The sequence below is a fragment of the Hydrogenophaga sp. genome, from assembly GCF_014773545.1.
In the GTDB taxonomy this organism is placed as follows: domain Bacteria; phylum Pseudomonadota; class Gammaproteobacteria; order Burkholderiales; family Burkholderiaceae_C; genus Hydrogenophaga.
This window is the reverse complement of sequence record NZ_SDDV01000007.1, coordinates 58745-74437: the sequence shown is the minus strand read 5'-3', so window position 1 is coordinate 74437 and position 15693 is coordinate 58745. Positions and strand designations below refer to the sequence as shown.

At 63.6% G+C, this 15693-nt stretch carries 15 protein-coding genes, 1 tRNA gene and 1 other RNA gene; 8 read left to right on the top strand and 9 right to left on the bottom strand.

Features of this window, described 5'->3' with window-relative positions:
* Positions 1-31: 31 nt before the first annotated feature.
* On the bottom strand, positions 32-913 hold the full coding sequence (locus tag EST26_RS07030; protein ID WP_291066519.1) for a methyltransferase domain-containing protein: 882 nt from the start codon (positions 911-913) through the stop codon (positions 32-34).
* 211 nt (positions 914-1124) lie between these two features.
* Here EST26_RS07030 and gloB point away from each other — a divergent pair, with 211 nt between their 5' ends.
* Together gloB and EST26_RS07020 are read left to right on the top strand one after the other, a co-directional pair.
* Positions 1125-1898, top strand: a complete 774-nt coding sequence (gene gloB / locus EST26_RS07025) for a hydroxyacylglutathione hydrolase (protein WP_291066517.1) — start codon at positions 1125-1127, stop codon at positions 1896-1898.
* Complete coding sequence (locus EST26_RS07020; RefSeq protein ID WP_291066515.1) at positions 1895-3511, top strand: transglycosylase SLT domain-containing protein; 1617 nt, start codon at positions 1895-1897, stop codon at positions 3509-3511. The genes gloB and EST26_RS07020 overlap by 4 nt, the downstream gene beginning before the upstream one ends.
* A gap of 12 nt (positions 3512-3523) precedes the next feature.
* Here EST26_RS07020 and recR read toward each other — a convergent pair whose 3' ends face one another.
* Genes recR through dnaX form a run of 3 tightly spaced genes read right to left on the bottom strand, consistent with a single transcriptional unit; the run spans position 3524 to position 6453 of the window.
* The gene (recR, locus tag EST26_RS07015) at positions 3524-4129 is read right to left on the bottom strand and encodes a recombination mediator RecR (protein WP_291066586.1); all 606 of its coding nucleotides are present in this window, start codon (positions 4127-4129) and stop codon (positions 3524-3526) included.
* 38 nt (positions 4130-4167) lie between these two features.
* The gene (locus EST26_RS07010) at positions 4168-4500 is read right to left on the bottom strand and encodes a YbaB/EbfC family nucleoid-associated protein (protein ID WP_291066513.1); all 333 of its coding nucleotides are present in this window, start codon (positions 4498-4500) and stop codon (positions 4168-4170) included.
* Positions 4501-4536: 36 nt separating this feature from the next.
* Positions 4537-6453, bottom strand: coding sequence for a DNA polymerase III subunit gamma/tau (dnaX, locus tag EST26_RS07005; protein ID WP_291066511.1), 1917 nt, complete (start codon positions 6451-6453; stop codon positions 4537-4539).
* A 120-nt stretch (positions 6454-6573) separates the two neighbouring features.
* Here dnaX and EST26_RS07000 point away from each other — a divergent pair, with 120 nt between their 5' ends.
* A complete protein-coding gene (locus EST26_RS07000) occupies positions 6574-6912 on the top strand; it encodes a YegP family protein (RefSeq protein ID WP_291066509.1) in 339 nt (112 codons plus the stop codon).
* Between the two features lie 40 nt (positions 6913-6952).
* Positions 6953-7049: signal recognition particle sRNA small type (gene ffs / locus EST26_RS06995), an RNA gene on the top strand.
* Here the strand turns inward: ffs and ftsH are convergent.
* The 3 genes from ftsH to EST26_RS06980 form a co-directional block, all read right to left on the bottom strand.
* Complete coding sequence (ftsH, locus tag EST26_RS06990; RefSeq protein WP_291066508.1) at positions 7050-8894, bottom strand: ATP-dependent zinc metalloprotease FtsH; 1845 nt, start codon at positions 8892-8894, stop codon at positions 7050-7052.
* Between the two features lie 204 nt (positions 8895-9098).
* A complete protein-coding gene (locus tag EST26_RS06985) occupies positions 9099-9317 on the bottom strand; it encodes a YdcH family protein (RefSeq protein ID WP_291066507.1) in 219 nt (72 codons plus the stop codon).
* Positions 9318-9371: 54 nt separating this feature from the next.
* Positions 9372-11681, bottom strand: a complete 2310-nt coding sequence (locus EST26_RS06980) for an arginine/lysine/ornithine decarboxylase (RefSeq protein WP_291066506.1) — start codon at positions 11679-11681, stop codon at positions 9372-9374.
* A gap of 176 nt (positions 11682-11857) precedes the next feature.
* On the opposite strand from EST26_RS06980, the gene EST26_RS06975 reads away from it, so the two are divergent.
* The 3 genes from EST26_RS06975 (at position 11858) to EST26_RS06965 (ending at position 13395) form a co-directional block, all read left to right on the top strand.
* The gene (locus tag EST26_RS06975) at positions 11858-12328 is read left to right on the top strand and encodes an NfeD family protein (RefSeq protein WP_291066504.1); all 471 of its coding nucleotides are present in this window, start codon (positions 11858-11860) and stop codon (positions 12326-12328) included.
* Positions 12329-12362: 34 nt separating this feature from the next.
* Positions 12363-13280, top strand: a complete 918-nt coding sequence (locus EST26_RS06970; protein ID WP_291066503.1) for a stomatin-like protein — start codon at positions 12363-12365, stop codon at positions 13278-13280.
* Positions 13281-13305: 25 nt separating this feature from the next.
* Positions 13306-13395: transfer RNA gene (locus EST26_RS06965), tRNA-Ser, on the top strand.
* 41 nt (positions 13396-13436) lie between these two features.
* Here EST26_RS06965 and EST26_RS10470 read toward each other — a convergent pair.
* Positions 13437-13745, bottom strand: a complete 309-nt coding sequence (locus EST26_RS10470) for a hypothetical protein (RefSeq protein ID WP_366474507.1) — start codon at positions 13743-13745, stop codon at positions 13437-13439.
* A 56-nt stretch (positions 13746-13801) separates the two neighbouring features.
* Here EST26_RS10470 and proC point away from each other — a divergent pair, with 56 nt between their 5' ends.
* The gene (proC, locus tag EST26_RS06955) at positions 13802-14629 is read left to right on the top strand and encodes a pyrroline-5-carboxylate reductase (RefSeq protein WP_291066501.1); all 828 of its coding nucleotides are present in this window, start codon (positions 13802-13804) and stop codon (positions 14627-14629) included.
* Positions 14630-15057: 428 nt separating this feature from the next.
* Here the strand turns inward: proC and nth are convergent, their stop codons facing one another.
* Positions 15058-15690, bottom strand: coding sequence for an endonuclease III (gene nth, locus EST26_RS06950; protein WP_291066500.1), 633 nt, complete (start codon positions 15688-15690; stop codon positions 15058-15060).
* Positions 15691-15693 lie beyond the last annotated feature (3 nt).

The following is a 15693-nucleotide window of genomic DNA, read 5'->3' as shown; positions in this document are numbered from 1 at the left end:
AAAGCTCCAAAAAAAAGCCGTCAGCGCAGCTTCATTGAGTCCTGCCACGGCCGAGGTGGCGGTGGGTCAGCGGCACGGCGGTGCTGGCTGCAACCCGACGCGGCTTCCAAGCCGGCCCGAGCAGGCGCATGCCACGCACCCGCTTGACCGCCACCACCAAGTAGGCAGCGCCCCAGAACGGCCACCAGCGCGCACCTGAGCGGTCCATCCAGGCGCTGCGTTGCAACCACTTGTCGGTCTGCACTGGCGGGCGAAAACAGCCGCAACGCTCTGACTCTACTTCAAAGCTGAGCAGGTGCAGCCAGTCACACAGCCGCCCGGGCCGAATCGATTCACCCGCTTGCGACCAACAACGCTCGAAAGGACCCGGCGAGCGCCGTCCGATCCAGGTGTCGGCGCGACCGCGCCACTGACGCAAACCCCATAGACTGAGCGGATTCAAACCGGAAATGACCACCCGGCCCTCCGGCACCAGCACCCGCTCGACCTCGCGCAGCACCTGGTGCGGATCGGCACTGAACTCCAGCGTGTGCGGCAGCACCACCAGGTCCAGGCTCGCCGCCGGGAACGGCAGCGCAGCGGCGTCAGCCACCAGCGCGAGCCGGCACAGCGCGGGCAAACAGCGCTGCGCCGCAGCAGGCCGGTCTTCGCGGCCACAAGTCTGCGGCGCAAGACCCCATAGGCAGGGCGGCGGCGTCACCCACTCTTCCGACAAGGCCAGCCAGCGCCGGGGCATGCGATTGGCGCGCAAAGCGTCCAATTCGGGCAAGCCCAACTGAAGGGCGTTGTAGCCAAACAAGTCGGCCAGCGCCAAGTCAAACTGCTCCTGCTCCCAGGCCAGCAAATACCGCCCGGGCGCGGTCTGCAACCAGTCGGACAGCGCAGCAGGCGGGGCGCACTCGGTGGTGTTCAAAGTGTTGCAACTCCAGTTGAGACGGTTGGGGGAAAACCAAAGTCGGCGCCATCGAACCACGGGGCCGCAGCACAGCGGTGTCGGCAGCGACAGATTTTGCAACACCGCTGGCCGGGCTGCTCTGCGATACTTCGGGCCGATCATCCGCTTGGGCTGCGCCCGGCATCAGCCGGCGTGCTGGCCGTGCGGCACTGCAGACCCCCGACTCGCCATGCACCTGCACCCAATCCCGGCCTTCAGCGATAACTACATCTGGGTTTTACACGACCAGCAACGCGCCCTGGTGGTGGACCCGGGAACGGCCGACGCTGTCTGGCACTGGCTGCAGCAGCAGGGTCTGGCGCTGGAGGCCATTTTCATCACCCACCAGCACGCCGACCACACCGCCGGCGTCGCGCAGTTGCAGCAAGCCAGCGGCGCACGGGTATTTGGCCCGGCCCTTGAGGCCGTGTCCGGGCCGCTGCAACGCGTCGGCCCGGGCGATCCGATCGAGCTGTTGGGCCTGTCTTTTCAGGTGCTAGGGGTAGCGGGCCACACGGCCGATCACCTGGCTTTTTTCTGCCCTGAAGTGGACGGCGCGCCGCTGCTGTTTTGCGGCGACACCTTGTTTTCCGGCGGCTGCGGACGGCTGTTCGAAGGCACGCCGGCGCAGATGCTGGACTCCTTGACCCGCCTGGGCGCACTGCCCGATGCCACTCGCGTATGCTGCGCGCACGAGTACACGCTGGCCAATTTGAAATTTGCACTGACGCTCGAGCCCTGCAACGACGATTTGCTCCGCTACAACGCGCTCTGCGAGCAGTTGCGCGAGCAAAACCGGCCCACGCTGCCCAGTACCATTGGACTGGAAAAGCGCATCAACCCTTTTTTGCGCAGCCGCCAAGCCGCCGTTCAACAAGCGGTCCAGGTGCACACGGGCTGCGTCCTGCGCGACGAGCTGGCTGTGTTTACCGCGCTGCGCGACTGGAAAAACATTTTCAAATGACCACCCTGACCACCCTGACCACCCTGACCACCGCCCCAGCAGCCCGCCAGCGCCAGGCCCGCTCGGTTGCACACCGGAGACAGCGCCTGCTGGGCGGCCTGATCGCCAGCCTGACGCTGCTGCTCGGCGGCTGCGCCACGATCAGCCCCGCCCCCCTCGGCGCCCTCAGCGTCAGCGCCAACCTGGCCGACGCACCTGTAACAAGCTCGGCAGCCACGTCCAGCAAGCCCTTGGCCGCCCTGTTCAACCGCAGCCCCAGCCTGATTGCGCCCTTGAGCGCGCTGACCGTGGTGCACAGCACCAACGCGGGCGCCTTGTCGGTGGCGACACTGAGCGCACCGACCGACTTGTGGGACCGCATCCGGCGCGGCTTTGCCATGCCCGAGCTCGAAAACGACCTGGTGCGCGACCGGGAACGCTGGTACGCCAGCCGACCCGACCACATGCAGCGCGTGACCGAGCGCGCGCGCAAATACCTGTTTCACATCGTCGAAGAGCTGGAGCGGCGCAATATGCCGCTGGAGCTGGCCTTGCTGCCCTACGTCGAAAGCTCTTTCAACCCGCAAGCGGTCTCCAGCGTGCGCGCGGCCGGCCTGTGGCAATTCATGCCGCACACCGGTGAATCGTTCGATCTGGTGCAAAACGTTTTTCGCGACGACCGACGCGACGTGCTGGCCTCGACCAACGCCGCGCTCGACTACCTGCAACAGTTGCACAAGCGCTTTGGCGACTGGCACTTGGCGCTGGCGGCCTACAACTGGGGCCAGGGCAACGTCAGTCGCGCCATCACGCGCAACCAGCGCGCTGGCCTGCCCACCGGCTACGCCTACCTGAACATGCCGATGGAGACGCGCATGTACGTGCCCAAGCTGCAGGCCGTGGCCAACCTGATTGCCAACCCACAAGCCTTTGGTGCGCGCTTGCCGCAACTGGGCAACCACCCGTTTTTTGACACCGTGCCGATCCAGCGCGACATGGACGTGGCCGTGATCGCGCGGCTGGCCGGCATCCAGGAGGAAGACTTTCGCGCCCTCAACCCGGCGTTCAAGCACCCGGTGGTGATGGCCGCCGCAACACCGCAGGTCTTGTTGCCCTGGGACAACGCTGCCGTGTTTCAAGCCAATCTGAAAACCTACGGCGGCCAACTGGCGAGCTGGACCGCCTGGGTGGTGCCCAGCACCCTGTCGGCGGCCCAGGTGGCCGAGCGCGTGGGCATGAGCGAAGCCGAACTGCGCCGTGTGAACCAGATTCCACCGCGCATGCTGGTGCGCGCCGGCTCGAGCCTGCTGGTGCGGCGCCACGGCCAGCACAACCGCGATGTGACGGCGCATGTGGCCGACAATGGCCATTTGAGCCTGCAAGCCGAAGTGGTGGTGCGGCGCAGCTCGGTGCGCGTGCGCGCAGGCGACACGCTGGCCCAGTTGGCCAGGCGCCACGGCGTCACGGTGGCCCAGGTAGCAAGCTGGAACAAGCTGGCACCCACCGCCCGCCTCCAGGCCGGCCAGCGCATCACCTTGATGCTGCCAGCACGCGCCACACCCGTGCCGCGGGCGCAACGGGCGCCCCAGGCGCGCGCCAGCCGCAGCTCGCCACCGGCAGCCAGATCACCCTGAGGACGGGGCCGCTCAGCGCCGATCCACCAGCGCGTGGGCAATGGTGCCCAGGTCGACGTACTCGAGTTCGCTGCCGATGGGCACGCCGCGCGCCAGCCGTGTGACCTGCACGCCGCGCGCCTTGAGCGCCTGCGTGATCAGGTGCGCGGTGGTTTCTCCCTCGGCGGTGAAATTGGTCGCCAGGATCACCTCGCGCACCTCGCGTTCAGCGTCGACCAAATGGTCTACGCGCGCAAGCAGTTGCGCCAGACCAATTTCGCGCGGACCGACACCGTCTAGGGCGCTGAGCTTGCCCATCAAAACGAAGTAGCGCCCCCGGTAGGCGCCGGTGCGCTCGAGCGTGGCCTGATCGGCGGGGGTCTCGACCACGCAGAGCTGGCTGCGATCACGCTGCGGGTCCAGACAGGTGGGACAGATTTCGGCCTCGGTGAAGGTGTGACACAGGGCGCAGTGCCGCATCGAGGCCAGCGCCTGCTGCAAGGCCTGCGCCAGCCGTGCCGCGCCTTCGCGCTCGTGCTGCAGCAGATGAAAGGCCATGCGCTGCGCCGATTTGACGCCCACCCCAGGCAGATAGCGCAAGGCTTGCACCAGCCGTTCGAGTGCGTGCGCCTGCGCCATGTCGGCGGGTGCAAATGCCTGGGTCGACCCCGAGCGACTCAAAATGGAAACTTCATGCCGCCAGGCAGGCTGGGCATGCCTGCGGTTAATTTGCCCATGCGTTCTTGGGTGGTTTCCTCGGCCTTGCGCACCGCTGCGTTGAAAGCGGCAGCCACCAAGTCTTCCAGCATGTCTTTGTCCTCGGCCAGCAAGCTGGGGTCGATGCTGACGCGCTTGACGTCGTGCTTGCAGGTCATCAGCACCTTGACCAGACCGGCGCCCGACTCGCCGCTGACTTCGACGAAAGCCAGCTCATCCTGCGTTTTTTTCAGGTTGTCCTGCATGGCCTGGGCCTGCTTCATGAGGCCGGCGAGTTGTCCTTTGTTGAACATGGTTTTCCTTCTGGATGGATGTCGATGAATGGGTTGTCAGGCTGCGCTGGCCAAGAGCGTGCCGGCGACGATTTTGCCGCCAAAGTCGCGCATCATGGCTTGCACGAACGGGTCGGCCAGAATGTGGGCTTCGGCCTGGCGCTGCTGGCGCTGTGCCTGCGCCGCTTGGCGCAGCGCCGGCGAGTCGTTCACCGGGCCCACTTCAAAAGAGAGCCGCACCGAAAAACCCAGCGTTTGCAGCGCAAGCGCCAGCCGCTCGCCGCTAGTGCCCTGGATGAGCGACTCACGCTCGACGCGCAGCCGCCACTCGTCGGCGCCACGCGCGCGCAGTTGCGACTGCAAGCCCAGCTCGCGCACCAGCGCTGCAATGGCTTGCGCGTGCAGCAACTGGCCTACGGTATCAAACCAGAAATCGCCGTCGGTCGACTCGTCGCCCGCCACCGCGCTGGCGGGCGCAGGCGTGTGGACGCACGCAGCGGCGGGCGCGGCCGGCGCCGCTTGCGTCCCCGACAACGGCTCTGTCGGTTCAACTGCGGCTGGCCAGACTGAGGCTGGGGATGGGGGCGCGGGCGTTAATGAACCGGCCCGGTGAAATCTTGAGTTCCGTTCGGGCTGAGCTTGTATTTCCGACTGTCCTGAGCTTGTCGAAGGAAGCCCTTCGACAAGCTCAGGGCGAACGGTTGATACTTCACCGGGCCGGATCAATAGGCTGGCCGTGGTCGGCGGCAGCGGCTGCGCCGGTGTTGGCAGCACGGCGTTTGGATGCGGCCGTGCACCGGCCTCAGCGGCTGGATGCAGGGTTTTTTTTTCAGCCGTCGCGCCCGCCGCGCCGCCTGCCGCAACGGGTGCTGGCTTGAACGCCAGCAGACGCAGCAAGACCATGGTGAGGGCGGCGTATTCGTCGGGCGCCAATCCCAGCTCGGCGCGGCCGTGCAGACACAGGCTGTAGAGCAACTGGGTCTCATCGGCGGGCATGTGCTGCGCCAGGCGCCGGGTCTCGGCGGCATCGGGGTCGTCTGTGTCGCTTGCGCCGGTGTGACCAGGCAGCGCCTGCAGCACCGCCATGCGCTGCAACACGCCGCTCATCTCCTCCAGGGCGCTGGCGGCGCTCAGGCCGTTGCGACGCAGCGCGTCTATGGTTTGCAGCAGATCGGCGCCATCGGCACGTGCCAGCGCATCGAGCAGGCGCAGCACATAAGAGCGATCGACCACACCCAGCATCTGGCGCACCGCGGCCTCTTGCACTTGACCGCCGCCAAAGGCAATCGCCTGATCGGTCAGCGACAGCGCATCGCGCATCGAGCCGCGCGCCGCGCGCGCCAGCAGGCGCAGCGCGGCGGCCTCGGCAGTGACATTTTCTGCGCGCAAGACCTGCTGCAGGTGCTCCTGCACGGTTTCGGGCGCCATCGGCCTCAGGTTGAACTGCAGGCAACGCGAGAGCACCGTCACCGGCACCTTCTGCGGGTCGGTGGTGGCAAGAACGAATTTCAGGTATTCGGGCGGCTCCTCCAGCGTCTTCAACATGGCATTGAAAGCGTGGCCGCTCAGCATGTGCACCTCGTCGATCATGAACACCTTGAAGCGTCCCTGCACCGGCTTGTAAACCGCCTGCTCCAGCAGCGCCTGCACCTCGTCCACACCCCGGTTGGAGGCGGCGTCGAGTTCGGTGTAATCGACGAAACGACCGCTGTCGATGTCGGCGCAGGCCTGGCAGACGCCACACGGCGTGGCCGTGATGCCGCCCTGCCCGTCGGGCCCCAGACAGTTGAGCGACTTGGCCAGAATGCGCGCCACCGTGGTTTTACCTACCCCGCGCGTACCGGTGAACAAATAAGCGTGGTGCAGCCGCTGGCTGCTCAAGGCGTTCGACAGCGCGCGCACCACATGCTCTTGTCCCACCATGGCGGAAAAATCTCGGGGGCGGTACTTTCTGGCGAGCACGAGGTAAGACATGGTCTGATTCTACGGCGCCGCCCATCCCAGGTAGACTGTCGGGCACCCGAGCGCCTGGCAGCCCGGCGCTCGGGTGCAGCACCCATTCACTGACTTCACTGACTTCACTGGAGAAGCCGTATGGCCGGAAAATTCGAACTCAGCGTTTCCAAAAATGGAAAATTTCTGTTCAACCTGAAAGCCAGCAACGGCCAGGTCATCCTCAGCAGCCCGATGTACGAGAGCAAGGACAGCGCGCTGCAAGGCATAGCGTCCTGCAAGGCGAACGCCAGCCAGGACGAGCGCTTTGTTCGCGCCACTTCCAGCGCCGGCGAGCCCTACTTCAGCCTGAAAGCATCGAACGGTCAGGCGATTGGGCGCAGCGAAATGTACTCCTCCACCGCCGCCATGGAAAACGGTATCGCCTCGGTGAAGAAAAACGCCCCGGACGCCCCGATCAAAGACCTGAGCGAGGACTGATTCGCTGCCCAGTACCTGGGCAGGCCTTACAATCGCGGGTGACGGGCCTTCCCGCATGGTGAAGCGGCCAACCGGGTCAGGTGGGGAACCAAGCAGCCCTAACTGTAGAGCCAGTGCCGGGGTCAAGGCTCGTCACCTTATTGAAGCTGCTGCTCGGCATCCATTGCAGGCGTGATCAGCGCCCGCAAGGCCGCCTCATCCAGCGTTTCGTACTTGAGCAGCTCGCGCGCGCAGCGCTCCAGCAGTTCGCGCCTGCCCATTAGCAAGGCGGTGGCGCGGTCGAACGCATCCATCACAATGGTTTTCACCGCCGCGTCGATCTGCTGTTGGGTGTCTGGGCTGGGCCGCCAGCCACCAGGCGCAAAGCCGGGCATATCGAGAAACGGCTGGCGCTGTGCCTCGTAGGTGACGTAGCCCAGCTCTTGCACCATGCCGTAGCGCGTGGCCATGTCGCGCGCGATGTCGGTCACCCGGGCCAAATCGTCCGAGGCGCCGGTCGACAAGTGGCCAAACACCAACTTTTCTGCCGCACGCCCGCCCAGCAGCACCATGATTTTGTACTCGAGCTCCTGCGCCGTCATCAAAAATCGGTCTTCGGTCGGCCGCTGAATGGTGTAGCCCAGCGCGCCAATGCCGCGCGGAATGATGGAGACTTTGTGTACCACGTCGGTGCCGGGCAGGCTCATCGCCACCAGGGCGTGGCCCATTTCGTGAAACGCCACCACTTCGCGCTCACGCGGGTTGAGCACGCGGTTCTTCTTTTCCAGCCCGGCGACAATGCGCTCGACCGCGACGGTGAAATCCACCAGATCGACCTCGTGTGCGTTGCGCCGGGTCGCCGCCAGCGCCGCTTCGTTGCACAAATTGGCCAGATCGGCGCCGGAAAAACCGGTGGTGAGCTGGGCCACCTGCTCCAGATCGACGCGGGGAGCGAGTCGGATCTTGCGGATATGCACCTTCAGAATCTGCACCCGGCCTGCCTTGTCCGGCCGATCCACCAGCACCTGGCGATCGAAGCGGCCAGCACGCAGCAGCGCGGCGTCCAAAATTTCGGGTCGGTTGGTTGCTGCCAGCAAAACCAGTCCAGAGGAGCCGTCGAAACCGTCCAGTTCGGTCAGCAACTGGTTGAGTGTTTGCTCGCGCTCGTCATGACCGCCGACCGGAGAGGCCGCGCCGCGCGCCCGACCCAGCGCATCGAGTTCGTCGATGAAAATGATCGCCGGCGCCTTGGCGCGCGCCTGCTCGAACAAGTCGCGCACCCGGGCCGCACCCACGCCGACGAACATTTCGACAAATTCACTGCCCGAGATGCTGAAGTACGGCACCCCAGCCTCGCCCGCGACCGCCTTGGCCAGCAAGGTTTTGCCGGTACCGGGCGGCCCGACCAGCAGCACCCCCTTGGGCAGGCGCGCACCCAGGCGACCGCGATCTTTCGGGTCTTTCAAAAAAGCCACGACCTCTTGCAGCTCGGCCTTGGCCTCGTCGACGCCGGCCACATCGGCAAAGGTCACGCCGGTATCTTTTTCGACGTAGATTTTGGCGTGGCTCTTGCCAATGTTCATGAAGCCGCCCATGCCACCGCCCTGTTTTTCCAACAGACGCCGAATCAGGAAAAACCACAAACCCAGAAAAATCAGCGCCGGTACCACCCAAGACAGCAGATCGCGCAGCAAGGTGTTTTCCACCACGCGCGTGAAGGGAACCTGGTGTTGCAGCAGCCGCTCGGCCAGGTCGACCTCGACCCGATTGGCCACGATCAAGGTATTGCCCTGGGCGTCGGGCGTTTTCAACCTGCCGGTGATGGTGGTCTCGCCGATGATGACCTCGGACAAGCGACGATCCGCCAGCGCTTGCTGAAATTCACTGTAGGGCACCACATCCACCAAGCGAGCAGCCTGCCAGGCAGACTGAATCCACACCAGAGCCAGCAACGCGAGCAACCAGTAGCCCACATTCCAATGCATCTTCGGGTCGGCTGACATGGGGCAGGCTCCTTCGTTTGGTTCAGGTTTGAATCCGCCCAGTGTGTCACGAGCGGCAGCACCTGTCACCCGGTCTGCACCAACCCCAGCAAGCGCAAGCGGGCACCCCGCTGCCGCTGCAATACAGCCGAAGCGGTTTTCATCGAGCCCGCAACACCACCCCGTTCAGGCTGAGCCTGTAGAGGGGCTTAGCCTCTTAGCCTCTCAGGCCGTGGCTTGCTGGCGCAAGATCACGTAAATCTGGTCTTTGAGAAGCAGCTTTTCTTTCTTGAGCTGATCGATTTCGGTGTGCGAGCCCGGGACGATGCCCGCTTCCATGTTCTTGATGATCTGGTCGATCTCGTTGTGCTTGTCGAACAAGCGGGTGAAGTGATGGTCGCGCCCTTTCAGGCTGGAAATCAGTTCGCGGTACTCGGGAAACATCAGCGCTCCTAGAAAAAAATTTGTTCGCCGCCACCCATGGTCGACCCGCCAAGGTTAATCGACTTGCACGCAATCGGCGAAATACTGTTTGCCGCCGTCGGCAGCAAACACCTCCACCAGACCGTGGATGTCGGTCTCGAAACCTGGGCACTGCGTGTTGAATTCGCGCGAAAATTTGAGGTAGTCGACGATTTTCTTGTTGAACACCTCGCCCGGAATCAGCAGCGGAATGCCCGGCGGGTATGGCGTGACCAGGCTGGTGGTGATGCGGCCTTCCAGCGCGTCGATCGGCACCCGCTCGGTGCGGCGCTGCGCAATGTAGGCAAATGCATCACTTGGCTTCATGGCCGGGGTCAGGTCGCTCAGGTACATCTCGGTCGTCAGACGCGCAATGTCGTAGCGGGCGTACAGCGCGTGCACGTGCTGGCACAGGTCGCGCAGGCCCATTTGCTCGTAGCGCGGGTGCTTTTGGCAGAACTCGGGCAGGATGCGCCAGAGCGGCTGGTTTCTGGCGTGGTCGTCCTTGAACTGCTGCAAAGCGGTCAGCAAGGTGTTCCAGCGGCCCTTGGTAATGCCAATGGTGAACATGATGAAAAAGCTGTAGAGACCGGTTTTCTCCACCACCACACCGTGCTCGGCCAAAAACTTGGTAACGATCGAGGCCGGAATGCCCTCGGCTTCGAAACGACCATCCAGATTCAGGCCCGGCGTGACAATGGTGGCCTTGATCGGGTCAAGCATATTGAAGCCCGGCGCCATGTCGCCAAAACCGTGCCAGTCGCGCTGGGTGTGACGCTTGGCCGCCGCCGCACCGCCGCTGGTCTGCTCCTGTTCGTGGTTGAGCACCCAGTCGCTGGCCCGGCCGACGCCTTCTTCGGCCAGTTCCTGCGGTCCCCAGACCTGAAACCACCAGTCGTCGTCGCCGAATTCGGCGTCTACTTTGCGCATGGCGCGGCGAAAATCCAGCGCCTCCAGAATGCTTTCTTCCACCAACGCGGTGCCCCCGGGTGGCTCCATCATCGCCGCCGCCACATCGCAACTGGCGATGATGCTGTACTGCGGACTGGTGCTGGTGTGCATCAGATAGGCCTCGTTGAACAGGTGGCGGTCGAGCTTGATGTGTTGCGAGTCCTGCACCAGCACGTGGCTGGCCTGGCTGATGCCGGCCAGCAGCTTGTGGATCGACTGGGTCGAATACACCACCGACTCCTTGGGTCGCACGCGCTTCTTGCCCATGGCGTGAAAGCTGCCATAAAACGGATGGAAAGCTGCGTGCGGCAGCCAGGCCTCGTCAAAATGCAGGTTGGCCACGTAGCCGTCCAGCATGTGCTTGATGGCCTCGGTGTTGTAGAGCACGCCGTCGTAGGTCGACTGCGTAAGCGTCAGCACGCGCGGCTTGACGCTCTGCGCATCCACGCCGGCCAGCAAGGGGTTGGCGCGAATCTTGGCCTGAATCGAATCGATGGTGAATTCGCTCTGCGGAATCGGGCCGATGATGCCGTAGTGGTTGCGCGTGGGCTTGAGGAAAACCGGAATCGCCCCGGTCATGATGATGCTGTGCAAAACCGACTTGTGGCAATTGCGATCCACCACCACCACATCGCCCGGCGCCACCGTGTGGTGCCAGACCATTTTGTTGCTGGTGCTGGTGCCGTTGGTGACGAAAAAGCAGTGATCGGCGTTGAAAATGCGCGCCGCGTTGCGCTCACTGGCACCGATGGCGCCGTTGTGGTCCAACAGTTGCCCCAGTTCTTCGACCGAATTGCAGACGTCGGCGCGCAGCATGTTTTCCCCAAAAAACTGGTGAAACATCTGACCCACCGGACTTTTCAGAAACGCCACGCCGCCAGAATGACCGGGGCAGTGCCAAGAGTACGAGCCGTCCTCGGCGTAGTCGAGCAGGGCTTTGAAAAACGGCGGCTGTATGCCTTCGAGGTAGCTCTTGGCTTCGCGGATGATGTGGCGCGCAACGAACTCGGGCGTGTCCTCAAACATGTGAATAAAGCCGTGCAGCTCGCGCAAAATGTCGTTCGGCAGGTGACGGCTGGTCTTTGTTTCGCCGTAAATATAGATCGGCACGTCGGCATTCTTGCGCCGCACCTCGCCAATGAATTGACGCAAGTTCAAGACCACCGGGTCCAGATCGGGGCCGGAGCTGAACTCTTCATCGTCGATCGACAAAATAAAAGCGCTGGCGCGCGACTGCTGCTGGGCGAATTGCGACAGGTCGCCGTAGCTGGTCACCCCCATGGTCTCGAACCCCTCGGATTCAATCGCCTGTGCCAGCGCGCGTATGCCCAGCCCCGAGGTATTTTCCGAGCGAAAGTCCTCGTCTATGATGACGATGGGAAAGCGAAATTTCATGACGATCTCCGGGCGGCGAGCAAGCGCTCAAGGGGCATACGGTGGTGGACGAACAGGCGCGAAGTGTACGTAAATCACAGCTCAGGCATGTCGGCCGCACTTTAAGGGCAGAATGTGTCATGCACCAGTGCCCGGCGGCGGCGGGTGCCAAGATTCTTTTTTTCACAAGGCCTTGCATGTCCGATTCGACCATTTGGTGGCTGCTGGCCGGCTTAGCGGTGACGCTGGAGCTCTTTACCGGCACTTTTTACCTGCTGATGTTGGCCCTGGGCCTGGTGGCGGCAGCGCTGGCTGCTCACGCCGGCGCCGGCATGGTAGGCCAGTTGGTGGCCGCCGCCGCGGTCGGATCGACAGCGGTGTTGGCTTGGTACCTGGTGAAAAATCGCCGCTCCGCAGGCACTTCTGAGCGCGCCCAGCACAGCATGCACCTGGACGTGGGCGAGCAACTGCACATCGAGACCTGGCAAACCGACGGCAGCGCCCAGGTGAAGTACCGCGGCGCGCAGTGGACCGCCGTGCTGCGCCCGGGTGAGACCCCCGCGCCGGGGCTGTACCGCGTGGCTGAGCTGGTGGGCAACCGCTTGCTGGTGCAGCGCGTGCCAGCCCCAAACGACCCGCAACATCCCCCTGACACCACAGTCGCTTAGTCTGTCAACCGCATCCACTCAACAAGGGTTCACCATGGAAATTGCCATTCTGCTGCTGATCATTGCAGTCATCTTCATCACCCGCTCGATCAAAGTCGTGCCACAGCAAAACGCCTGGGTGGTCGAGCGCCTGGGAAAATTCCACGCCACGTTGGCACCCGGCCTGAACTTCCTGATGCCCTTCATCGACAAAGTGGCCTACAAGCACAGCCTGAAGGAAATTCCGCTCGACGTGCCGAGCCAGGTTTGCATCACGCGCGACAACACCCAGTTGCAGGTGGACGGCATTTTGTACTTCCAGGTCACCGACCCGATGCGAGCGAGCTACGGCTCGTCGAACTACATCATTGCTGTGACGCAACTGGCGCAAACCTCGCTGCGCTCGGTGATAGGCAAACTCGAACTCGACAAAACCTTCGAGGAGCGCGACATCATCAACGCTCAGGTGGTGCAAGCGATCGACGAAGCCGCGCTCAACTGGGGCGTCAAAGTGCTGCGCTACGAGATCAAGGATCTGACACCGCCGAAGGAAATTTTGCACGCGATGCAACAGCAGATCACGGCCGAGCGCGAGAAACGCGCCCTGATCGCCGCCTCGGAAGGACGGCGCCAAGAGCAGATCAACATCGCCACCGGCGAACGCGAGGCTTTCATCGCCCGCTCCGAAGGTGAAAAGCAAGCCGCCATCAACAACGCCCAGGGCGAGGCCGCCGCCATTACCGAAGTAGCCAACGCCACCGCACTGGCGATCGAGCGCATCGCCAGTGCGATTCGCCAGCCCGGCGGTGAAATGGCGGTGCAACTCAAGGTGGCTGAGCGCGCGGTGGACGCCTACGGCAAAGTGGCGGCCGATGCCAACACGACGCTGATCGTGCCCGGCAACATGACCGAAGTCTCGGCCTTGATCTCTTCAGCCATGAAGATGATAGGAACGCTCAGGCAAGCGAATTAAGGCTGCTAGAATGCAAAACTGCCTCGGAGAGGTGGATGAGCGGTTTAAGTCGCACGCCTGGAAAGCGTGTGTGGGCTAATACCCACCGCGGGTTCGAATCCCGCCCTCTCCGCCAGAAATGACGCAAGCCTTTGAATCCAAACGAATAGTAGCGATTCAATGGCTTTTTCGTTGAATCGGCATCGCCTTGACGCCCGCAGCGAAACCCGATTCCGCTGCGCCTGCACGCGCAAGCTCAGAATCAAGAACCGTTCTTATCCGGGGCCATGAGCGCAAAGTGTTGAGCGGGTAGCAGCGGCGCTTGAGGCAAAACGTGCACTCGTTGGAATCGGCGGTGCCTGCGTCAACGACCTGCTGCTGCAGTTCCAGGCCGATCTGCTGCGCCTTCCGGTGGCGCGCCGAGCGGGTGTTACACTTGGCGCTGTCGCGCGAACGCGCGGCAGAAAAAAAGCCGAATGGGAACATGCCCTGCGGCCAACGACTGCGCCCTGAGCGCTCCCCGCCTCGGGGACAATGGCGGCATGAACACCTACACCCACCCCATCCTCACCTTCATCGGCGGCGGCAACATGGCCAGCGCCATCATCGGCGGCCTGTTCCGCCAGGGCCACCCCGCCAGCGCCGTGCAGGTGGTCGAGCCCTGGGACGGGCAGCGCGCCAAGCTGGCGCAGCAATTCCCGGGCGTGGCGGTGCTGCCCGCGGCCAGTGCCGCGCTGAAACCTTCCGATCTGGTGGTCTGGGCCGTGAAGCCGCAGACCTTCAAAGACGCTGCGGCGGCCACCCGGGCCTTTGTCACCGGCGCCTTGCACCTGAGCGTGGCCGCCGGCATCACCAGCGACAGCATCGCCGCCTGGCTGGGCAGCGAGCGCATCGTGCGCGCCATGCCCAATACGCCGGCCCTGGTTGGGCTGGGCATGACCGGCCTGATGGCGCGCGCTGCCGTGAGCGCCGACGACCAAGCGCTGGTCGAGCGCGTGCTGCGCAGCACCGGCGAGCTGGTCTGGGTGAAGGTGGAGCGCGACCTCGACGCCGTGACCGCGCTCTCGGGTTCCGGCCCGGCCTACGTGTTCTATTTCCTCGAAGCCATGCGCGACGCGGGCGCCCGCATGGGCCTGACACCCGAAGTGGCGCAGCAACTCGCCATCGGCACCTTCATTGGCGCCGCCACCCTGGCGCAGCGCTCCAGCGAGCCGCTGCAGACCCTGCGCGAGCGCGTCACCTCCAAGGGCGGAACGACCTTCGCGGCGCTCACGTCGATGGACGCGAGCGGGGTGAAAACGAAGTTTGAAGAAGCCCTGTTTGCGGCGCAAAAGCGCGCCGAGGAACTGGGGCGGGAGTTTGGCAAGTAGCCACTGCCCTGGGATTTCAGCGCTTGCTCAAACATCCGCACCAGCACGGCATAAAAACCTTCGTCGTCCATGCCGCAAACAGCCAGAAACGCGAACACTTCTTCGCAATAAAACACCGTCAGTTCCGCCAAACCCTCGGGCTGGCCCAGCGACTTCTTGTAGTCGCTGATCGCCTTTTTCGCCTTGCTGACCGAGATCGGATTGCGAAAATCTGACGGATTGATCCAACGAATGATCACATCCTTGTAGGGCTGCAGCGGGTCATCGCCCAGACCAAAGCGAGCATGCAGAAATGCCTTGTTGTCCTTGCTGGCGGCGTACAGGTCGTGCACCAGGCCAAGCAGAGCGGCACGGTCGAAGTCGGCCAGTTTGATTTTGACGTCGCTCCAAGTAGGCGTGCTCTTTTTCGTTCTGACATCCTCACCGTCCTAAGCGCTATTTAAGTTGAAGTCACAATACGCGGCCACCAGGCAACGCGAGCACTCCGGTTTGCGCGCCCGGCAGACGTAGCGCCCGAGCAAAATCAGCCAGTGGTGCGCGTTCACCGCGTAGGCCTTGGGTACGCGCTGGATCAATTGCTGCTCGACCGCCAGCGGCGTTTTTCCTGGCGCCAGACCGCTGCGGTTGCAAACGCGGAAAAGATGGGTGTCGACGGCAAAAGTGGGCTCGCCAAAGGCCACGTTGAGCACCACGTTGGCGGTTTTTCGTCCGACACCGGGCAGGGCTTGCAGCGCCGCGCGCGTGCGTGGGACTTCACCGCCGTGCAGATCGAGCAACATCTGACAGGTCTGCAACACATGCCTGGCCTTGCTGCGGTACAGGCCAATCGTCTTGATGTGCGCTTGCAGACCTTCCAGGCCGAGGTCTAGCATCTTTTGCGGCGTGTGGGCGCACGCAAACAGGCTTCTGGTGGCCTTGTTGACGCTGACGTCAGTGGCCTGGGCCGACAGCAGCACGGCAACCAGCAACTCGAACACGCTGCCGTATGCCAGCTCGGTTTGCGGCTGCGGGTTGGCGGCCTGCAAAGTGGCAAAGAAGGCTTCGATCTGGGTGTCGTTCATGGC